Here is a 20,981-nt window from a genome sequence, read left to right as displayed (position 1 = left end):
GTCAGCCCGGGCTGACACGAAAGGACTCGAACGTGGGGAGACGTCGTACGGCGACGCCGCCGGTCATCGCAGGGTTCACGTACGTCCGCCCGCTCGGCGCGGGCGGCTTCGCCGACGTGTTCCTCTACGAACAAGACATGCCGAGGCGGGTCGCCGCGGTCAAGGTGCTGCGCGCCGACGCGATCGATCCCGAGGTGCGTCGCGGGTTCAACGCCGAGGCCGACGTCATGGCGCGATTGTCGACCCACCCGGCGATCGTGACGATCTATCAGGCCTCGATCTCCTCCGACGGGCGCCCGTACCTCGCGATGGAGTTCTGCCCCGACACGATGGCCGCCCGCTACAAGCGCGAGCCCGTCTCGGTGCCCGAAATGCTCGATGTCGGCGTGCGCATGGCGGCGGCGCTCGAGACCGCCCACCGCGCCGGCCTCCTGCACCGCGATATCAAGCCCTCGAACATCCTCCTCAACGGGTACGGCGCGCCCGTGCTCGCCGACTTCGGGATCGCGGGCGCACTGCACACGAGCGGCGAGCCCGACGTCTTCGCGATGTCGGTGCCGTGGAGTGCGCCCGAGGTGCTCCGCGAAGAGACGGCCGGCTCGGTCGCGAGCGAGGTCTGGAGCCTCGGGGCGGCGCTCTACACGCTGCTCGCCGGGCGGAGCCCGTTCGAACTCGCCGACCGTTCGAAGAACACGAGCGACCAGCTCACGCGGCGCATCATGAAGGCCCACTACGCTCCCGTGCCGACGCCCGGCATCCCACAGGTCGTCGATCAGGTGCTCGCGGGAGCGCTCACGCGCGACCCCGCCGGGCGCTACCCGTCGATGGCGGCGTTCGCCGACCGCCTCCGCGACGCGCAGTACCGACTCGGCCTTCCGGTGACGGCGTTCGAGGTCGCCGCTCCCGAGTGGGCGGGCGCCGCGCCCATCCGCTTCGCCGACGCCTCCGTGCGCGGGCCGGTCATCACGACCGTCGCCCCGAACTCGCGTCGCGCAGAACGCGCAGCCAAGCTCGTCATCGGCGAAGATCGCGACGGTCTGCCCGTCGCCGCGCCGCGCGACCGATCCGGGCGGCTCGGCGCCGCGCTCATCGGCGCCGGCGTCGGCGTCGTGATCGTCGTCGGCGGCCTCGTCGCCGCAAACCTCCTCGGGCTCTTCTGATGGCCCGAACCACCGAACGGCGCCTTCCGCGCCGCGGCACCATCACGGCCGCGGTCGCTGCGATCGCGGTCGTCGGCACGGTCGCCGGCTTCGCGATCGCGAGCACGGGGTACCAGTCGCAAGAGGTGCCGCGACTCGAGCCGTCGGTGTGGGTGACCCGCGACGACGGCCGGTACGCGCGAGTGAACACCGACCTCGCCGAGCTCGACACCGTCCGCACGGTCGACGAGCCGAGCGGCGTCGCCCAGGCGGGCTCGGAGACGGTCGTCTTCAGCGGCGGACTCCGCGAGCGGTGGACGATCGACCCGTCGGACCCCGTCGATCTCATCGAGGCCGCGCCCGACGGCGCGGCAGGTCCGGCCCAGGCGGATGCGGAGGCGCCGGGCGCCGAACCGACCCCCGAGGGCACGCGCGACATCGCGAGCGCCGGCGACTATCTCGTGTACCGCAGCGACTCCGGTCGGGTGTCGGTCGGGACGATTCGCGACGGGTCGGCGACGGTCGTCGACCCGTACACCGCCGAGGCGTCCGAGACCGGCGAAGAGGCCGAGAAAGCGTACGCGGCGACCGGAGCGGCGGTCGACGCCGAGGGGCACGTCGTCGTGTACTCGGCGGTCGAGGGCGCGGTCCGTCGCTACGACGCCACGACGGGCGAGTTCGTCGGCGAACCGGTCGAGCTGGCCGACGCACCCGAGACATCCGCTCGCGTCGAACTGGCGATCGTCGGCCACCGTTGGGTCCTCGTCGAGCCGGGCGCCGACCGGGTCTGGATCGAAGGGCGCGACGCGCCCTCGAAGGTGGATGTCTCGGCCGACGCCGTGATCCAGGAGTCGAGCCTCGTCGGGGACGGCGCACTCGTCGCCGACAGCGCCGGGCTCGTCGAGATCGACCTCGACTCGGCGCGCGCAGAGCGCATCGTGACGGCCGACGGCGTGCCCGCGACCCCCGTGATCGTCGGCGGCGACGCCTTCGCGGCCTGGCTGGGCGAGGCCGACGGGGTGATGTGGTCGAGGAGCGGCGGCGAAGTCGCCCTCGCACCGCCCGCCGACGCGTTCTCGCAGACCGATGCCATCTCGCCCGTGTTCCGCACGAACGGCGCCCGCGCGGTGCTGAACGAGACCGCGACGGGCCTCGTGTGGACGGCGCCCGACGCGCGGCTCGTGCCGTTCGCCCAGTGGACCGTCGATGACGATGACGACCAGGCGGACGGCACCATCGTCGTCGACGACGTCGCCGAGCAGAAGCCGCCGACGGCGGTCGCCGACTCGTTCGGCGTCCGCGCCGGACAACTCGTGACGTTGCCCGTGCTCCTCAACGACCACGACCCCAACCGCTCCGACGTGCTCACCGTCGCCGGGGGATCCGTGACCGCGCTCAGCGACCCCGGGTTCGGCGACGTCTCGATCGTCACGAACAGCCAGGCGCTCGCGGTGCGCGTCGCAGCGGGCGCGGGCAGCGCGACCTTCCAGTACGCGGTGACCGACGGGAAGGGCCGATCCGAACCGGCGACCGTCACCCTCACCGTCGTGCCCGACGGCGAGAACTCGGCACCCGTCTGGTGCGGGGTCGAGGAGTGCCTCCAGGTGTGGCCGACCCCGACGGTGCTGCCCGGCGGCACCGCGATCGTCTCGGTGCTCGACGCGTGGGTCGATCCCGACGGCGACTCGTTCGTCCTGTCCGACGCGCACGCCGCCGAGCCCGGCGCCCCGGTGTCCGTCGTGCCCCGTGCCGACGGCCGCATCGCCGTCCGCCACTCCGACCCGAACGCCGACGACGCGCGCATCCCGGTCGTCGTGACGGTGATCGACGCGCACGGCGCGACCGCGGAGAAGACGTTCGAGGTCGTCATCTCCTCCTCGTCGGCGATCGCCGCCGCCGGAGTCGCGGTCACCGCGGGCGCCGGCGAGACGGTCGTCGTGGACGTCGCCGAGCATGTGTCCGGAGGGTCGGGCGCGTACCGCCTCGCCGACGCGATCGACCCCGTCGCGGGCGCCTCGGGCCTCACCGTCACCCCGAACGCCGCCGCCGGGGAGGTCGAGTTGTCGGCGCCCGAACCGGGCGAGTACGCGGTCACCTACACCGTCGTCGACACACTCTCGCAGGCCGAGAAATCGGCGACGATCCGCCTCACGGTCGTCGACCGGGCCGCTCCGCTCGCGGTCGCTCCGCTCACGGCCTTCGTCCGCCCCGGCGAGGACACGACTCTCGACGTGCTGCACGCGGTGCAGAACCCCACCGGGCGCGTGCTCCTGCTCAGCGAGGCGACGAGCTCCAGCGGCGATCTCAACGTCGGCATCGTCGGCGCCTCACAACTCCGCATCGCGATCGCGGGCGGGCGCGCACCCGGCGACGCCCGTGCGCTCATCGGCCGGGTGAGGGTCGCCATCACCGACGGCAACGGAGCTTCGGTCGTCGGCGCCGTCGACGTCTTCCTGTCCGGCGATGCGGGCGACGAATCGCCGATCGCGCTCCCCGACACGGCCACGGCACGCGCCGGTTCGCTCACCGACATTCCGGTCCTCGCCAACGACGTGAGCCCGCGCGGCGCGCGGCTCGTCGTCGGTCAGGAGATCGTCGGATCCGGCACCGACGGGGAGCTCGTCTTCGCGACCGGCGACACCGTGCGCTACCTCGCACCGAAGACTCCCGGCGTCTACCGGGTCACCTACGGAGTCGCACTCGAGAGCGACCCGTCGCGCACCGACCATGCGATCGTCACGGTGACGGTGCTTCCGGCGGGTGCGAACCGCCCGCCCAAGCCGTCCGCGTTGTCCGCCCGAGTGCTGAGCGGACAGACGATCGAGATCCCCGTCCCGGTGCACGGCGTCGATCCCGACGGCGACCGTGTGGTCCTCACCGCCGTCGCCCAGCCGCAGGTCGGCTCCGGGACGGCATCGATCGGCGCCGAGGGCGACACCGTGCTCTACCGCGCTCCGGCACAGGGCGTGCCCGGCGGACAGGTCGCATTCGAGTACTCGGTGCGCGACGCCGAAGGCGAGAGCGCGAGCGCACTCGTCCGCATAGGCGTGCTGAACGCGGAACTCTCCGACGCGGCCCCGGTCACGTTCAGCGACTACGTGCGCGTGACTCGCGGCGCGGCGACCCCCCTCACCATCGCTCCGCTCGCGAACGACCGCGACCCGGCGCTCGCCGCCCTCGAACTCGTCTCCGTCGTGCCCAACGCACCCGTCGGCACACCCGAGTTCGAGCGGCTGGACGCGCTCATCGATCCCGACACCTCTCTCGCCGACGGCAGGGTGCTGCTCCGAGCCGGCGACGTGACCGGCACGAACTCCTACGTGTACACCGCTCGCTCCCTTGCGACGTCGTCGACGGCGCAAGGCCTCATCGTGGTGAGCGTCGCCGAAGAGGTCGGCGTGGACCATCCCACCGTCTCCGACACCGTCGTCACCGCTCGCAATCGCAGCGACTTCCAGTCGACCGGGCTCGACGTCGTCACGGGCCGCGTCGAGTGGGTGACCGGCGATCTCGGGTCGCTCAAGCTCGAATTGTGGGGCGCCGCTGCGTCCCGCTACCGCGTCGACGGATGGCGCGTCTCGGGCAAGCTCCCGTCGCAGGGAGAGGTCGTCCCGTTCCGGGTCCACACCGCGGACGACTCCGTCTCGGCGTACGGCATCCTGCGCATCCCCGCCTTCGACGACCTTCCCATCCAGCTCAGCGGCGATGCCGAGCCGGTCTCGGTCGGCGAAGAGAAGTCGAAGACGTTCGACGTGCGCGAACTCCTCGACCTTTCGCCTGACGACCGCATCCAGGTCGGCGACGGCCCCTACACGGTCCAGCGCCAGAACTCGTCGTGCAAGACCGCAGGCGCTGGCAAGGGCGAGTACCAGGCCGGCCGCGAAGCGCCCTGGACCGACACGTGCCTCGTGCCCGTGCGTCTCCAGGGCCAGGACCGCTGGTCGTCGATCGCGGTGCCGATCGCCGTCGAGCCGAAGGATCCGCAGGCGCAGTTCACCGCGATCTCCCGCACGATCGCACCCGGTACGGCCGAGCAGGTCGCGCTCTACGACGACATGACGACGTGGGAGGGCGGCCGGGTCGGCGACCGGTCCAAGCTCGACTATCGCGTCTCCTACGGCGGCTCGTCGTTCCTCATGACCCAGAACGGCGATCACGTGTCGTTCGAGGCGCGCGCCGACGCCGTCCCGGGCACGCGTGAGACCGCTGCGGTCTCGGTCTCCTCGTTCGGCGGGATCACCGCGACGATCACGCTCGTCGTCGGCGTCGCCGCACCCGACGCGCCGCGCGGCGCCGTGTTCACGAGCGAGTGCAAGGTGACGGCGGGCGACTGCACGATCTCCGTCGTCGGGCTGTCGGGTGAGTACGACCCCTTCGCGGGCAAGACGGGCTCCGGGCTCAAGCTCGTGTCGGTCGGCGCGGGCGGCGGCGGAGTGCGCTGCGACGTGGCATCCGTGTCGGCCGCCGGAGAGCGCGCGATCACCGCGCGCTTCGCCGGCGGGCAAGAGGCCTTCGGCGGCACGTGCGTCGTGCCGTACACCGTCAAGGACGCTCAAGGACGCACGGGCGGCGGCACGGTCACGATCGACGTGCAGGGCTACCCGCAGCGCCCCGCGAGCATCTCCACCTTCGGGTACACCGGCGACAGCGTGACGCTCGAGGTTTCGCTCGGTGAAGCCTCGAAGGCGCATCCTGCCGTCACGGGCGTCGTGATCGCGCGAGACGGGCGCCCCGCCGACGCCGCCTGCTCCCTCGCGCTGAGCGGCGTGTACCGCTGCGTCGTGGGCGGTCTCGAGAACGGCGCCAAGTCGCAGTTCACCGCCCGTGCGGTGAACTCGATCGGCGAGTCCCTCGAGACGAGCGCGGTGACGTCGTGGGCGTATCGGGCACCCGAGGTCGTCTCCGCCGCCGCGAAGCCGATCTACCTCCCCGGTCGCACGACCGACCGCAATGCCGTCGTCGAGCTGACGGTCAAGACCTCGGGCGACACGCAGAGCGTCAGAGTGCTCGAGCTCGGTCGCTCCGAGAGCAGCGGCGGCGGCGAGACGACCTTCACGGTCGATCTGAGCCCCGGCTCGCAGAACCTGACGATCGTGCCCGAGAGCAAGTTCAAGCCGCCGCTGGCAGGTTCGATCGACGGCTCGTCGAAGATCGTGCCGGTGCAAGCGGCCGGCGCGCCGCGGGTGGGAGCGATCACCGTCACCGCGTCGTCGGATTCGACGGTCGTCGTGAGCGGGGGCGTCGTCGACGTGAACAGCAGCGCGGCCGCCACCGAGGTGAAGTACGTCGCCTGGAAGAAGGGCACCTCCGAACCGCGGTGCAGCGTCGGGTCGTCGGGCGGCGGGATGACCGTCGACGGCGGCAAGGTGAGCGACACGACGACGATCACGGGCCTCGAGCGCAAGCGGTTCGACGTCAAGGTCTGCGCGAGCAACGGCTACGGCGTCGCGACGTCGAACACCGTCCGGCTGCTCGTCGCGGGCGGTCAGCTCGTGCTCAAGGAACCTTCGACGTACAGCGTCAACGTCGCACCCGTCAAGCGCGGCGCCGTCTACACGTACGACCAGCAGGGCGGCATCACGGTCCCCACCGATCTCCCGGCGGACTTCGAGACGCGTGAGTTCAGCACCGACGGCTGGAACTGGCGGCCGCTCGAGCAGTTCACCCTCGGCTACGACAACGCGCCAGGAGCCCTGTACTTCCGTGGGTGCGACAGTGAAGCCGAGGACTGCACGGCGACGGTGACGGTGACCGCCGCGACCGCTCCGACCATCGTCTCGGTCGCGTTCCCCGAAGGCTGCGTGCTCACGCCGACGAAGGACTCGGTCACGGTGTCGAGGGCCGCGCGTCAGTCTGCGGTCATCGAGGTGACGAGCGATCTCGCGACGCTGAAGGCGCACTTCACCGTCTCGTGGAGCGCGTCGAGCGCGTACGCCTCACTGCAGCCGATCACGCACGACGTCGACATCTGCTTCGTCGAGCCGCCCGACGAGCCCGATCCCGAGGACCCGGATCCGGAGGATCCGGGCACCGTCGTGCCACCGCCCACCACCCCCTGATCCGCTCCTCGCCCCGAGACATCCGCCCGAGAGGACCCCCTATGCCGATCGCACAAGTCCAGACCAACTGGTTCGCCGAGACGTTCGGCCTCCTCGCCGACAACATCGAGCAGGCCATCCTCGGCAAGCGCCACATCGTCGAACTCGTGCTCGCGACCGCGATCTCGGGTGGCCATGTGCTGCTCGAGGACTACCCCGGCACGGGAAAGACGGCGCTCGCGCGATCGATCGCACAGACCTTCGCGGGCACGAACTCGCGTATCCAGTTCACGCCCGACCTGCTCCCGGGCGATGTCACCGGCGTCACGGTGTTCGACCAGAAGCGCGGCGAGTTCGAGTTCCACGCGGGTCCCGTGTTCTCGAACATCGTGCTCGCCGACGAGATCAACCGTGCGAGCCCGAAGACGCAGTCCGCTCTCCTCGAGGTCATGGAGGAGGGTCAGGTGACCGTCGACGGCGTCACCCGCGCGGTCGGCGACCCGTTCCTCGTCATCGCGACGCAGAACCCCATCGAGCAGGGCGGCACCTACCGCCTGCCCGAGGCCCAGCTCGACCGCTTCATGATCAAAACCTCGGTCGGCTACCCCGACGACGCCTCGACGCTCCGCATCCTCCAGGGCGTCTCCCAGCCTCGCCGCGACCTCGCCGCGGTCGCGGACACCGACACGATCATCGCCCTCACCGACCTGTCGCGCGCCGTGTACGTGAACCCGCTCATCTCCGACTACATCATGCGGATCGTCGACGCGACGCGCCGTGCGACCGAGGTGCGCCTCGGCGTCAGCGTCCGCGGCGCGATCGCCCTGTCGCGCCTCGTCATGACGTGGGCCGCCGCCCACGGACGCAGCTTCGCGACGCCCGACGACGTGCGCGTGCTCGCGGTGCCCGCGCTCAGCCACCGCCTCGTCCTCGAGCCCGAGGCCGAGTTCGACGGCGTCACGGCCGTCGCCGTGATCAACCAGATCCTGCTCGACGTCGCAGCGCCGCGGGAGAACGGCACCCAGTGACCTTCCACACCGAATCGCGGCTCACGCGCACCGCCGCCGGCACCGGGACCCGTACCCGCGGCGGCACCGTCACGCGTGTCTCCGGCATGCGCCGCGGTCCGGTCGCGGGGTTCGTTCGAGGCATCCGGATGTCTCTGCTGCGCACCCGCCTCGCGCTTCGCGCCGCTGTCCGCTGGTACCGGGAGACGGTCTCGTCGGCGGGCACCCTGCTCGTGTGCGTGGCCGTCGTCGGCGTCGTCGCGGGCCTCTCGTTCGGGTGGATGGAGGCGTGGGCGGCCGCCGCGGTCGCCGTCGCGCTGCTCGTCGTGTGCGTGCCCTTCCTGCTCGGGACCCACGACTACGCGCTCGGGCTCGCGATCGACCGCGACCGGGTCGTCGCGGGCACCGAGGTCGGCGCACGGCTCGATCTCGCGAACTCGGGTCGACGCACCGCGCTCCCGGGCGTCGTCGACATCCCCGTGGGCGCCGGACTCGTCGAAGTGCATGTGCCCCTCCTCAGGCCAGGCGCGCAGCACGGGCAGCAGCTCGCGATCGGAGCTGAGCGCCGCGGGGTCATCGACATCGGCCCCATGACGATCTCGCGCGGCGACCCCATCGGCATCCTGCGTCGAGAGCAGCGCTGGCCCGAGGTGCGCCGCATCCACGTGCACCCGGTGACGGTCGCGATCCCGCCGACGAGCGCCGGGCTCGTGCGCGACCTCGAAGGCGCCCCGACGGGCACGCTCGTCGTCGACGACCTGTCGTTCCACGGTGTGCGCGAGTATCTCCGCGGCGACTCGCAGCGCCACGTCCACTGGAAGGCCACGGCTCGGACCGGGAAGATGATGGTCCGCCAGTACGAGGAGTCGCGCCACGCGCGCATCGCCGTCCTCCTCGACGTCGATCGCGCCGAGTTCGAGCACGACGACGAGTTCGAGACGGCCGTGAGCGCTGCGGCGTCGCTCGGCGTGCAGGGCGTGCGCGAAGGGCGCGACGTCTACGTCGGCGTCGGCGGTACTCTACCCGAGTTCAGCGGCAGCGAGCGGGTCGAGTCGTTGCGGACGCTTCCGTCGCTCACGCCGCGCGTGCTCCTCGATTCCATGTCGGGCGTCGAGTCCGACGAGCGGGTCACGCGGCTCGAGACGGCCGCATCGCTCGCCGCGCAGACTTTCGATCAGCTCTCCGTGGTGTTCCTCGTGACCGGCTCGAAGCTTCCGTTGCAGCGGCTTCGGCAGGCCGCGGTCGCGCTGCCGCCGGGCGTCGCCGCGGTGGCGGTGCGCTGCGAACTCGGCGCCGAGCCGTCGCTGCGCTCGACGCGCGAACTCACCGTGCTCACGATCGGCGTGCTCGGCGACCTGACTCGGATGCTCGCGAGAGGGGTGCTCTCGTGACACGCATCGACCCGGCCCGCCGTGGGCGTGCCGTTCGAACCGGCTCCGAAGAGGCGGGGCTCGTCTGGTGGGGCCTCGCCTACCTCGCGGCGGCGGCGGCCCTCGCGGCGTTCGCGGCGTGGCCCATCCACGAGAGTTGGCGGGTCTGGCTCGTCGCCGCGGTCGGGGCGGCCGTCGGCATCGGCTCCGCCGCGCTCGCCCGTCGCATCGCGCCCGGTGCGCTCGGCGGCGCGCTCGTCACCGCCGCGTTCACCGCGCTCGGCTACCTGCTCGTCGTCGTCCCGGTCGCGGTACCGTCCGCGCTCCTGCCGCTGAGCGGAGTCGCCCGCGGTCTGCGCGACGGCATCACCGGGGTCGTGCTCGGGTGGAAGCAGGTGCTCACCCTCGAACCGCCGCTCGGCGAGTACCAGGCCGTGCTCGTGCCTTGGCTCGTCGTCGTGACGGTGTGCTCCGCGGTCGCAGCCTCGCTCATCGTGCGCGGCGGACGCGTCGCGCCGGTCGCCGCAGCGCCCGCGATCGCGATGTCGGTCTACGGCATCGCGTTCGGCGTGGGCCGGGTGAGCGCGCCCATCCGTTTCGGAGAACTCGAGCTGCCCGCCGCACGCGAGGTCGTGATCGGCGTGGCGAGTCTCGCGCTCGCCGCCGGGTGGCTCATCGGCCGCAGTCGCATGCTGCGCGCTCGCGCGCTCGCGCGGGCCCGCGCCGGCACGGTCACGCGGAGCGGCGAGTCGGTGTGGATGACGCTTCGGCGCAACGCGCTCGCCGTCGTGCTGCTCGTGGTGGCACTCGTCGCGGGCGTCGCGGCGTCGCCCGCGGTCGCCTCGTTCGGAGACCGGAGCACGCTGCGCGACGAGATCGAGCCGTCGATCGTCGTGCAGCGGCAGCAGAGCCCGCTCGCGAAGTACCGGTCGTGGTTCGCGGGTGACGCGTACGACACCACGGTCGTGAAGGTGTCGGGAGACGTGGGGTCGTTCGATCGGCTCCCGTTCGCGACGCTCGACACGTTCGACGGCGAGGTCTTCGGCGTCGACCCCGCGACGCGGTACTCGCGACTTCCCGGGTCGGCCGATCGCGGTGCCGGGACGGCCGAGATCTCGGTCGAGATCGGCGAGGGGTACTCGGGCGTCTGGGTGCCCGCACCGTCGGGGCTCGCTGCGTCGCCGGTGTTCGTGGGCGCCCGCGCCGAACGGCTCGCCGACGGGTTCCACGCGGCATCGACCGGCGGGGCGATCGAGGTCGCCGAGGGATCGGCGACCGATTCGGCGGCGGGTTCCGCGGGGGCCGTCGGCCTCATGCCCGGTGACCGGTACTCCGTCGTCGCGAGGATTCCGGATGCCTCGGCCGACGCCGCACGCGAGGCGTTCGCCTCGGCGGCCGGGGCCGACGGCGGTCTCGACCCCGAGGAGTTCCCGTCGCTCGCGGCGTGGGTGGAGCTGCAGGAGGTTCCGCGCACCGGGGCCGGCTACCTCGATCTCGTCGACCGGCTCCGCGATCGCGGCTACCTCAGCCATGCGCTGCTCGACGACGAGCCCGCGGTCCGATGGATCACAGCCCTCGCGAGCGATGGGGGCTACTCGTTCCTCCCGAGCTACGCGGGTCATTCCCGGGCTCGCATCGAGTCGCTCTTCGCCGAACTCGGCGACCAGCAGCGACGCGCCGGCGCGAATGCCGACGAGTCGATGCTCATCGCGGGCGAGGGCGACGACGAGCAGTTCGCCGTCGCGGCGGCGCTCGTCGCTCGCGACCTCGGATTCGAGTCCCGCGTCGTGCTCGGCATGCGTCTTCCGGGCGCGGAGCCGGTTCCCGGCATCGCGGTGTGCGAGTCCGATTGCACCGGTGCCGCGATGACCGCATGGGTCGAGGTGCGCGCGGGCGGCGGCGGGTGGGTCGCGGTCGATACGACGCCGCAGTCCAAGCTCCTGCCGACCCGGATCACCGAAGGAGAGCAGCCGCCGAAGCATCCGACCGTTCCCGACGACGCGCGCACGGAGCCGATCGAGCCGCCGAGGGGCGAGAGCGCCTCGACGGATTCCGCGCCGCCGCCCGTGATCGATCCCGTCGGCCCGACGCCCGTCACCGGGACGATCGTCCGATCGATCGTGCTCGGCGTCGGGGCGCTCGCGCTCCTCGCCCTGCCGATCCTCGCGATGCTCGCGGCGAAGTCGACCCGTCGTCGCAGCCGACGGCATCCGGGGGATCCCGAGCTCGGGATCGTCGGCGCCTGGGAGGAACTGCTCGATCTGTATGCCGACGCCGGCATCGAGGTCGACCTCGACCCTGGTGTCAGCAGGGCGACCGCGGCGCTCTCGACCGGACGTGCGGCAGCCGTCGCGCTCGCCGTCTCCGTCGACCACGCCGTCTTCGCCCCGTATCCGCCCGAGCCGGAAGCGGCCGTGCATGCGTGGGAGCTCGTCGACGCGGAGCGTGAGGCGCTCCGTGGCGAGGAGCGCGCGTTCGAGCGGCTTCGCGCCGCGCTCACCCCGCGGTCGTTCCTCGCCCGGTTGCGCCGCCGACCCCGACTTCCCCTCGTCCGTTCGAAGGAGATCACCCAGTGACCGACCCCACCGCCGTGTCCGTCGTGCCCGCATGGCTCTATATCGTCCTCGTGCTCGTCTACCTGCTGATCATCGCCGGGGCGTACGTCTGGATGGGCTTCGCGTTCTCGAGGCTGTTCCGCAGGCTCTCCGTCGAGCCGTGGCGCGGCTGGGTGCCCCTGCTGAACCTCTCCGAGGTCTTCGGCCTGGCGGGGATGTCGCGCTGGTTCGCCGTCCTCTTCCTCGTGCCGCTCGCGAACGTCGCGGCGGTCGTGCTCTTCGCGCTCGCCGCGCACCGCGTCGGGGCGCTCTTCCGCGCGAAGTCGTGGTGGACCGTGTTCGCCGTCGTGTGCCAGCCGCTCTGGGCCACGCTGCTCGCCTTCTCGAAGACGGCGCCCGATCTGGAGTTCGATCGTCTCGGCGCGGTGCAGGGCTTCCAGCCGCGCGCCGCGACGCCGACCGGTCCGCTCGGTGCCGGTCCGCTCGGTGCCGCGCCGTACGGGGCCGCGCCGTACGGGGCCGGGGCGTTCGCGCCTGGGGCCGTCGCCTTCGGCGACCCGGCGATCGCGCAGGCCCAGGGAGCGCAGCCTCAGGTGGCGCAGCCCCAGTTCGCACAGACTCCGAGGGCGGAGGTTCCGGGCGCACAGGTTCCCGCGCCGGCCGCGCCCGCCGCCTTCGAGGCCGGTGCGCCCGCTCCGCTGGACTGGCCGTTCGGCGCTGCGCCTGCGTTCGACGCGCTCGTCCCCGAAGCGCCCGCGCCCGCCATGCAGGTTCCCGTCGCGCCTGCGGTTCCTGCGGCATTCGAACCGTTCGCGCCCGCCCCTGCGGTGCCCGTGGCGGCACCCCAGGCCGCCCCGCCGGCGCCTGCGCCGATCCCGGTCCTCGATGCGGCGGTCCCGCCGGCCGCCCCGAACCCGTGGGAAGGTCCGCGAACCGAGCCCGAGCCCTTCCGGCAGGCAGCGCAGGCACCCGTCCCCGCGCCCGCACCCGTCCCGGCACCCGCCCCGATCGTGGCCGAGGTCCCGACGGCCGAGGACTTCGCGGTCGCAGCGACGCTCATCTCCGAGACCGGGTTCGGTCTCGGAGAGCCCGAGCCCGAGCTCGAGGACGAGGGCGACTACGAACGCACGATCGTCGTCGACCGTCGTCCGCGGATCGACTGGCAACTGGTGCTCGACGACGGCACGGCGCTCGAGCTCTCGGCGCCACGCGTGGTGCTGGGCCGCAACCCCGCTTCGGCCGATCCATCCGAGCAGGCGCTTCCGGTACCCGACACGACCCGCACGCTCTCGAAGACCCACGCGCGTCTCGTGCTCGACGACGGTCGCTGGCAGATCACCGACCTCGGCTCGACGAACGGCGTGCTCATCGATGTCGCGGGAGAAGAGGTCCTCGTGGACTCGGGCGCCCCCGTCGCGGCCGACGGGCGGTTCGTGCTCGGACGGGTCGGTATGCACGTCGAAGTGCGGAACCGGTCGTGAACGGGGTCTACGGTCCGCTCGTGCTCCGGGTGGGCGCGGTGAGCGATACGGGCCGCAAGCGCGAGGTGAACGAGGACTCCTACCTCGCGGAGTCCCCGGTGTTCGTCGTCGCCGACGGGATGGGCGGGCATGAGGCCGGCGATCGAGCGAGCCGTGCCGTCGTCGATGCGTTCCGCGATCACGCCCTCGTCGGCGACATCGCGACGATCGAGGGGGTCCGGGACTCCCTCATCGCCGCTGACGAGGCGGTCGCCGTGATCGCCTCGAAGACCTCGCGCGGCGCCGGCAGCACCGTGACGGGCGTCGCGCTCGTCGACGACGGCGGCGTGCCGAGTTGGCTCGTGTTCAACGTGGGCGATTCGCGCGTGTATCGGCATCTCGGCACCGACCTGCAGCAGATCACGATCGACCACTCGCTCGCGCAGGAACTCATCGACGGCGGTGCGCTGAGCCGTGACGACGTCGCGGGGTTCGCGCAGCGAAACGTCATCACGCGTGCGATCGGCGCACCTGACAGCGCTGCCGACAGCTGGCTGCTTCCGGTCACGAACGGAGAGCGCCTCCTGCTGTGCTCCGACGGACTGACGGGCGAGGTCTCCGACGAGGCGATCCGCGCGACGCTCACGATGGCGGGCGGCCCCGAGTCGGCGGCGGAAGCGCTCGTGGGCCGTGCGAACTCGGTCGGCGGACGCGACAACATCACGGTCGTCGTGGTCGATGTCGTCTCGGGTGGCGGTTCGATCAACTTCGACGATCTCACGAGCGGTTCCGAGTCGGTCGGCGCGTCCGAGTCGGAACTCGACGGGACGACGATCCCGGTGCGGGCCGCGGCGACCTCATGACCGAGCATCAGACGTTCACGGGCTACGACTCGGCTGAACTCGATGCGATCGACCGCGAGCGCGCCGACGCCGTCGAGCGCACCGTCGTCGTCGTGCGGAACGACGCGACGGCGGCGGATGACCCGGAGTCCGACGTCGACCGCACGGTGATCGTGGGCCGTCCCGCGGCCCTCGGGCTCGAGGACGACGTCGACCGCACGGTCGTCGTCGGCCGTCCGCAAGACGCGACGTTCGCAGACGCGGTCGGCGAGGACGAGGTGGATCGCACCGTCGTCGTGGGCCGTCCGACGCAGGCGGCGCAGGGCGCGCCCGCAACGGACGAGGACGAGGCCGACCGGACGGTCGTCGTCGGTCGTGCCGGGGCCGTCTCGGCCCACTCCGACGCCGACGAGGTGGATCGCACGGTCGTCACGGGCCGAGGCCGACCGAGCGGGGGCGCGGCGGAGTCCGATGCGGCGACGCCATCCGCGGCTGCGGCCGCAGGGGCCGCGCCCCGGGCGCTCGTCCCGACCGCGCTGCGTCGTCGTGGCGGGCGCCGCGAGCTCAGCCCGGCGCCGCTCGACCCGGCGACGCTGCGCGCGGCGGTACCGGGTCGTGGTGCCGGAGCGACCGAGCGGTACGCTCCTCGCGCCGAGCCGAAGCGCGTGACGCCGCCGCCCGCCATCGCGGTCGACGACCGGCCGACGCGCGACCTTCGGGGCGCGCTGCCGAACCTCGCGCGACGGTCGCGGCAGGGCGCGCTCGCACGCCTCGTCATCGTCGGAGGAACGACGGTCGTGTCGGCCGCCGGCCTCGTCACGCTCGTCCTGCTGGCCCTCGCGGGGCTCTGAGACATCCGTTCGCTCACGCGAGGACGGGCGCCGGGACGTCCGCCGTCGATTCCGCCGTGCGCGATGCCGCACGGCGCGCGATCCACCACGTGCCGAGCCCTGATGCGAGGAAGATCGCGCCGAGCGCAACCCACCCGGCGAAGCCGTGCGAGAGCGCGGTGGCGTTGATGACGAGCGGTGCGCTGAGGGCGCCGACCGAGTAGCCCATGCCGTAGACGCCCTGGTAGGCGCCGGCGCGTGCGGGGTCGGCGAGTTCGAAGCTCAGCCCCCACCCGCCGGCCTGCGAGAGCACTTCGGCGAACGCATGGGCGAGGGCTGCGACGACGAGGACGGCGACGGCGAAGCCGACGGGCAGGCCGGCTGCGGCGGCGTACACGACGCAGGCGGCGGCCATGAGCCAAGCGGCGACGGCCGCGGCGCGCGCGGCGACGCGGAGGTCGTGCGTGCCGCGTGAGAGCGGCACCTGGAAGAGCACGACGACGAGGGTGTTGATGACGAGGAGGACTGCGACGAGCACATTCGGCGCGTCGGTCTCGTGGGTGATCCAGAGCGGGACCGCGAGTTCGCCGACGCCGAACTGCATGCCGAACACGGCGCTGCAGAGGGTGAGCAGCAGGTAGCGGGGGTCGCGCCAGGGAGAGCGGCGGCGCCAGTCGCGTCGTTCGGCGGCCAGGGCGTCGGCGGTCGCTTGCGCGTCGAGCGATCCGGTCTCGGTGACGACGGGCTCGCGCACGCGGCGTGCGCCGAACGAGGGGGCGTCGACGCGCGCCGGCAGGCGAACGAGCAGGACGAGTCCGAGGAGGTCGAGGATGCCTGCGCCCACGATGAGGGTGCGGTAGGCGTCGGCGGTGCCGATCGCGAGGGCGAGGGCGCCGAGGCCCGATCCGGCGGCGATCGACACGTTGGTGACGGTGCGGAGCACTGCGCGGGCCTGCACTCGGCTCTCGCCGTCGAACCCGCGGGCGATGATGGCCGAACGGGTCGAGTTCGCGGCCTGGTCGAAGAAGCCGAAGAGCGTCGCGAGGACGAGCGCCGACCAGAAGTCGTGCGCGAAGACGTAGGCGACGAGGTTCGTGCCGCCGATCGCGGTGAACGTCACGATGAGCTTCTTGGCGCTCCAGCGGTCGGCGAGCCAGCCGCCGACGAATGCGGCGACGACGCCTGCGCCGCTCGCGGCGGCGAGGATGACGGCGAGGTCGGCCGGGGAGAGCCCCACGATGAGCGAGAAGTAGAGCACCGTGACGGTGAGGAAGATGCCGCGGCCGACGCGCGAGATGAGGGTCGCGCCGACGAGGATGCGGAGCACGGGGTCTGCGACCGAGTTCGCGAGGCGCGCGCGCCAGGTCGGCTTCGGGTCGGATGTCTCGAGGGCGGTGCTCACCCGTACAGTTCTGCCAGAGGCATCCGGTCTTCTGTAATGATGTAGCGTTTTCCTACATGTTGCGGTACGTGCTCAATGAGGCGGATGTCGCGGCCGTCCGGTTCGGCATCTCCCCGTTGTGCGAGCTCGGCCTCTCGCTCCGAGGCATCCGCGACCCTTCCCGCTACCCGCTCCAACTCGGGTGGCTGCGGCGCACCGAGGAGGCGCGCTCGCACCTCGACCTCGCGGCGCTCACGGCGCTCATCGACGATCGCCTCTGGACGCCCGACTTCCTGAACCCGCGCCCCGAGTCGCCGCTCACGCGCCTGGGAGACGAACTCGCCGCCCTCGCCGACATCACGCCCGCCGAGTTCGAACGCGACCTCGTCGCCGTGCACGGGAACGTGCCCGAGCCGTTCCGGGGGCCGCATCGCGCCGCGGTGCGCCGACTCGTCGCCGCGCTCGACGAGCTGTGGGAGGCGACCTTCGAGCCGCACTGGCCGCGCATGCGCGCCGTGCTCGAGGCCGACATCGTGCACCGCGGGCGGCTCATCGCTCAGAGCGGCCTGTCGACGATGCTCAACGGGCTCGCGTCGACCGTCGACTACGCCGACGGCGTCGTCTCGATCCGGCTCCGCGACCCGTCGGATCGCACGAAGGCGATCGGCGGGTCGGGGCTCACACTCGTGCCGACGATGTTCACGACGCGCGGCTCGGCGCCCGTCGGCGACGGCCCGCCCATGCTCATGTACGCCGCTCGCGGGCAGGGGGCGCTGTGGGAGACCGAGCGCGTCGCGAACCCCGCCGCCGTCGCGGCGATCCTCGGCGAAACGCGCGCGAGGCTCCTCGCAGCCCTCGGCGACCCCGCGTCGTCGACCGAACTCGGCGTGCGGTTCGACGTCACCGCGTCGGCCGTCAACCAGCACTTGCGGGCACTGCACGACGCCGGGCTCCTCACGCGCACACGGTACGGACGAAGCGTGCTCTACCTGCGGAGCGAACTCGGGTCGGCGCTCCTCGCGGGCGCCGCCTGAGCGAGCGGACGCCTCGACTACGCCGGGTCGTCGGCGACGCGCAGCACGAGCTTGCCGCGCACGTGCCCCGCCTCGAGCACGCGGTGCGCCTCGGCGCCGTCTTCGAGCGCGAACTCGCGGTCGACGTGCACGCGCACGGCGCCGTCGTCGATGAGCCGCGTGATCACGGCGAGCGTGCGGGCGTCGGCCGACACGACGTACCCCGTCGCACGCATGCCGGACGCCGCAGCATCCTCGCGCATCGTCGGCCATGCGCCCGTCGGCACCGACACGACGAGCCCGCCCGGGCGGAGGGCCGCGAGCGAACGCGTGCCCGTGTCATCCGCGACATTGCCGATGAGGTCGATGACGACGTCCTGCCCGCCCGCGACCTCTTCGAACCGCTCGGCGCGGTAGTCGACGACGTGCCGGGCACCGAGCGACCGCAGCAGCTCGGCGTTCGCGGCCGAGCCCGTCGCCGTCACGACCGCGCCGAAGTACGCCGCGAACTGCACGGCGAACTGGCCGACACCGCCCGCGCCGGCGTGCACGAGCACGCGCTGGCCGTCGTGCACGCGCGCCGTCTCGACGACCGCGCCCCACGCCGTGAGCGCCGCGAGCGGCACCGCCGCCGCGTGCGCGAAGTCGAGCGACGCGGGCATCTTCGCGACGCTCATCGACGTCACGGCCGCGTACTCGGCGTACGTGCCGCCCACTCGCGGCGTTCGCCCCATGCCGTACACGCGGTCGCCGGGCTGCAGCGGATGCGCCGCGTACGGCGTCTGCTCGACGACGCCCGCGAAGTCGTAGCCGAGGATCGTCGGGAACGAGGGGATCGCCGCCGACGTTCCCCGGCCCGCGCGCGTCTTCGCGTCGACGGGGTTCACGCCCGCCGCGATCACGCGCACGAGCACCTCGTCGAGGATGCGGACGGGTCTCGGCACCGACGCGACGTGCAGTTCGTCGGGACCGCCGAGCCGGTCGATCACGAGGGCGCGCATGAGGTCGGGCGTGGAGCCGGGCGTGGGGTCGGGCATCGGGGCACCTCCGCCGTCCATTCTGCGTCACGCGGCGGCTGTGGACCATCGCGGGCTCCGGATGCCTCCCGCCGAGAGTGTTCGCTCGTGCCGCCGTCGCGCGGCCGGAGAGGAACCCCCGTGCGCAAAGCCGCCGGAGTCGCCCGCGTCGTCGTCGCAGCCTCGTCATCGGCCTCGCCGCGACGGCAGCCTGACGGGCTACGCCGTCGCGTCGAGCCAGCGACCGACGGCGTCGCGCACGACCGCGGTCTGTGCGGCGAGCCCGTCGTCGCGCGCGGGTGCGGTCTCGAGGGTCGCGCCGAGCCCGCCCGCCCAGCGCTCGGCGAGCGCGAACGGGTGCACGGGGTCGCGTCGCGCGCCGACGACGAGCGAGCGGGTGCCTCGGGCGGACACCCCGGCGAGCTCCGCGTCGTCGCGGAACGCGCGGTTGCGCGGGATCTCGACGAGACGCATCGCACGCTCCTCGGCGAACGGCGCGGCGAACTGGGCGAGCAGCCCCCGCCCGCCCGCCGGCGACTCGTGCTCGATGAGCCGGTAGAGCGAGGTCTCGACGAACTCGGCGACGCCCTCGGGGCCGGACTCGAGAAGGCGCTGACCGATGACGGGGAACGCGCGGAGGTTGTCGGGCAGCGATCGGTCGCCGAACGCCGGGCGGACGAACACGGCGCGCTCGACGGGCAGCAGCCCGTCGAGGGCGATGCGGAGGCCGATCGCGGCACCCATCGAGATGCCGATGACGGTGAACGGGGCGAGTTCGGCGGCTTCGGCGAACCCGGAGGCCTCGGTCACTTCGTCGCGAGCGGCGGCGGCGACCTCGGCGGCGAGCCGGGCGAGTGCGAAGTCGCCGGGCTCGCCGACGATCGGGGACGAGCCGTGGGCGCGCACGTCGATCGCGACGATGGGGCCGGCGCCGCCGCCGGCGCCCGCGCGCTCGCCGAGGGCCGCGAGCACGGGGCTGAACAGTTCGAGCGGCTGGTTGCGGTCGTTGCCGAGCCCGTGCAGGAGGAGGACCGTCATGCGAGCGGGCCGGGCCGGTAGAAGGCGCGGTCGCCGCGGCCGGGCGGCGGTGCGACGGGGGCGCGGTCGGCGCGATGAGCGCGAGGAGCTCGTCGGCGAAGCCGACGAGGATGGCGATCTGGTCGTCGTCGCGGTCGACCCACCGGCACTGCGGCTCGCCGCGCGGCACGAAGTCGTCGTGCTCCTCCCAGACGACGAGGGTGCGCTCGGCGCCGAGCACGTACTGCTGCCACCACACCTGGCGGAGGTAGCCGCGGGGGATGCCGCGCCACGGCTTCACGGTCGTCTTGATCTCGCACAGCTCGAGCGCGCCGCCGTCGGCGACGCGGAGGCCGTCGGGGGTGGCGAGGTGCCGACGCTCGGTCTCGGCGTGGAAGAGGAGCGTCGATGGCGTGATGCCGTGCTCGCGCTTCGCCCAGGTCGCGATCACGGGCTCGCGTTCGCGGCCGTGGTCGGTGAAGCGACTGCCGCCGAACGAGCGGCCGCCCGAGCCGTTGACCTTCTCCCAGGCCGTCGACCGCACGGCGTTGTGCGACGAGAGCTTGGCGGCGTCGGTCGCGGTGACGCCCTGTGCTCGGGCGCGCAACCAGGCGACGCGGTCGCCCGAGTCGGCGACGATGCGCTCCTCGTGCGGAAGCTTCGCCGGTGCGAGGAGCGCCGCGACGCGAGGGGCGGCCTCTTCGAGGTCGAAGAGGGCGTACGGATCGGTCACCCTCCGAGCGTACCGTCGGGCGCTGACGGCGGATGTCTCGTGGCGGTTCGGCGCGCGGTGACGAAATGTCTCGGCGTCGAGACATCCGGTCTTGTCAGTGAGCTTAGGCTTACCTAAGCTCGTGATGTGCTCTGCTTCCCGCCGACCCGACGCCCTGCCGCCGACGACGACCTCCCGCCCCGCCGTCACCTCGTGATCGCGGCCGACCTCGGCGACCTGCATGAGATCCGGCGCATCCTCGCGGCCGCGCCCGACGACGTCTCCGGACTCGTCGCGATCGAAACCGACCGGTGGATGCCGGCGCCCTCGATCGCCGCGCCCGAGGGCGTCGCGATCCGCTGGTTCTTCCACGGACGCGCGGCGGGACCGCACGGGTCGTCGGTCGTGCGCGCCGCCGACGCCTGGCTCGACGAGTGGATGCGCGCCGATTGCGACGAGCACGCCGAGTACGCCATCTGGATCGGGTGCGAGGGCAGTGCGCTCGCCGCGGGGTTCGCGCGCACGATCGGCCTCGAGCTCGCCGCGAGCGCCGCGGGCGCCGCGGGCACGACCGGCGTGCTCGGCGAAGGGTAGGGCGGGG

13 protein-coding genes and 1 pseudogene are annotated in these 20,981 nt (G+C 72.7%); 10 read left to right on the top strand and 4 right to left on the bottom strand.

The window, feature by feature from the left end; all coding sequences use genetic code 11:
• The first annotated feature begins 32 nt into the window (after nucleotides 1-32).
• From ET445_RS01065 to ET445_RS01030, 8 genes are read left to right on the top strand one after another with little or no spacing between them, the layout of a single operon-like run.
• Nucleotides 33-1,160 (top strand): serine/threonine-protein kinase, encoded by a 1,128-nt coding sequence (locus ET445_RS01065; RefSeq protein WP_129188041.1) that lies wholly within the window; start codon nucleotides 33-35, stop codon nucleotides 1,158-1,160.
• A complete protein-coding gene (locus tag ET445_RS01060; RefSeq protein WP_129188039.1) occupies nucleotides 1,160-7,198 on the top strand; it encodes an Ig-like domain-containing protein in 6,039 nt (2,012 codons plus the stop codon). Before ET445_RS01065 ends, ET445_RS01060 begins: the two co-directional genes overlap by 1 nt.
• 41 nt (nucleotides 7,199-7,239) lie before the next feature.
• Nucleotides 7,240-8,205, top strand: a complete 966-nt coding sequence (locus ET445_RS01055) for an AAA family ATPase (protein WP_129188037.1) — start codon at nucleotides 7,240-7,242, stop codon at nucleotides 8,203-8,205.
• Nucleotides 8,202-9,575 carry a DUF58 domain-containing protein gene (locus ET445_RS01050; RefSeq protein WP_129188035.1) on the top strand — a complete coding sequence of 458 codons (1,374 nt, stop codon included), beginning with the start codon at nucleotides 8,202-8,204 and terminating at the stop codon, nucleotides 9,573-9,575. The genes ET445_RS01055 and ET445_RS01050 overlap by 4 nt, the downstream gene beginning before the upstream one ends.
• Entirely contained in the window at nucleotides 9,572-12,130 is a 2,559-nt protein-coding gene (locus ET445_RS01045) for a transglutaminase-like domain-containing protein (protein ID WP_129188033.1), read from the top strand. The genes ET445_RS01050 and ET445_RS01045 overlap by 4 nt, the downstream gene beginning before the upstream one ends.
• Nucleotides 12,127-13,590, top strand: coding sequence for a DUF5684 domain-containing protein (locus ET445_RS18220; RefSeq protein WP_129188031.1), 1,464 nt, complete (start codon nucleotides 12,127-12,129; stop codon nucleotides 13,588-13,590). Before ET445_RS01045 ends, ET445_RS18220 begins: the two co-directional genes overlap by 4 nt.
• Nucleotides 13,587-14,432 carry a PP2C family protein-serine/threonine phosphatase gene (locus tag ET445_RS01035; RefSeq protein WP_129188029.1) on the top strand — a complete coding sequence of 282 codons (846 nt, stop codon included), beginning with the start codon at nucleotides 13,587-13,589 and terminating at the stop codon, nucleotides 14,430-14,432. The genes ET445_RS18220 and ET445_RS01035 overlap by 4 nt, the downstream gene beginning before the upstream one ends.
• The gene (locus ET445_RS01030; protein ID WP_129188027.1) at nucleotides 14,429-15,262 is read left to right on the top strand and encodes a hypothetical protein; all 834 of its coding nucleotides are present in this window, start codon (nucleotides 14,429-14,431) and stop codon (nucleotides 15,260-15,262) included. Before ET445_RS01035 ends, ET445_RS01030 begins: the two co-directional genes overlap by 4 nt.
• Before the next feature lie 13 nt (nucleotides 15,263-15,275).
• Here ET445_RS01030 and ET445_RS01025 read toward each other — a convergent pair whose 3' ends face one another.
• Nucleotides 15,276-16,643: an MFS transporter gene (locus tag ET445_RS01025; protein WP_129188025.1), complete on the bottom strand. Its 1,368-nt coding sequence runs from the start codon at nucleotides 16,641-16,643 to the stop codon at nucleotides 15,276-15,278.
• Nucleotides 16,644-16,699: 56 nt separating this feature from the next.
• Here ET445_RS01025 and ET445_RS01020 point away from each other — a divergent pair, with 56 nt between their 5' ends.
• Nucleotides 16,700-17,656: an ArsR/SmtB family transcription factor gene (locus ET445_RS01020; RefSeq protein WP_129188023.1), complete on the top strand. Its 957-nt coding sequence runs from the start codon at nucleotides 16,700-16,702 to the stop codon at nucleotides 17,654-17,656.
• Nucleotides 17,657-17,673: 17 nt separating this feature from the next.
• Here the strand turns inward: ET445_RS01020 and ET445_RS01015 are convergent, their stop codons facing one another.
• The 3 genes and pseudogenes from ET445_RS01015 to ET445_RS18545 form a co-directional block, all read right to left on the bottom strand.
• A complete protein-coding gene (locus ET445_RS01015; RefSeq protein WP_243695275.1) occupies nucleotides 17,674-18,672 on the bottom strand; it encodes an NADP-dependent oxidoreductase in 999 nt (332 codons plus the stop codon).
• Nucleotides 18,673-18,870: 198 nt separating this feature from the next.
• Nucleotides 18,871-19,689 carry an alpha/beta fold hydrolase gene (locus ET445_RS01010; protein WP_129188021.1) on the bottom strand — a complete coding sequence of 273 codons (819 nt, stop codon included), beginning with the start codon at nucleotides 19,687-19,689 and terminating at the stop codon, nucleotides 18,871-18,873.
• Nucleotides 19,690-19,960: 271 nt separating this feature from the next.
• Nucleotides 19,961-20,623: pseudogene (locus ET445_RS18545) on the bottom strand (YqaJ viral recombinase family protein); the annotation flags it as partial.
• On the opposite strand from ET445_RS18545, the gene ET445_RS01000 reads away from it, so the two are divergent.
• Nucleotides 20,528-20,974: an SIP domain-containing protein gene (locus tag ET445_RS01000; protein ID WP_129188019.1), complete on the top strand. Its 447-nt coding sequence runs from the start codon at nucleotides 20,528-20,530 to the stop codon at nucleotides 20,972-20,974. The pseudogene ET445_RS18545 and the gene ET445_RS01000 overlap by 96 nt on opposite strands.
• The last annotated feature ends 7 nt before the right edge of the window (nucleotides 20,975-20,981 follow it).

Source organism: Agromyces protaetiae, assembly GCF_004135405.1.
GTDB classification, from domain to species: domain Bacteria; phylum Actinomycetota; class Actinomycetes; order Actinomycetales; family Microbacteriaceae; genus Agromyces; species Agromyces protaetiae.
This window is presented reverse-complemented; position numbering and strand designations above follow the sequence as displayed.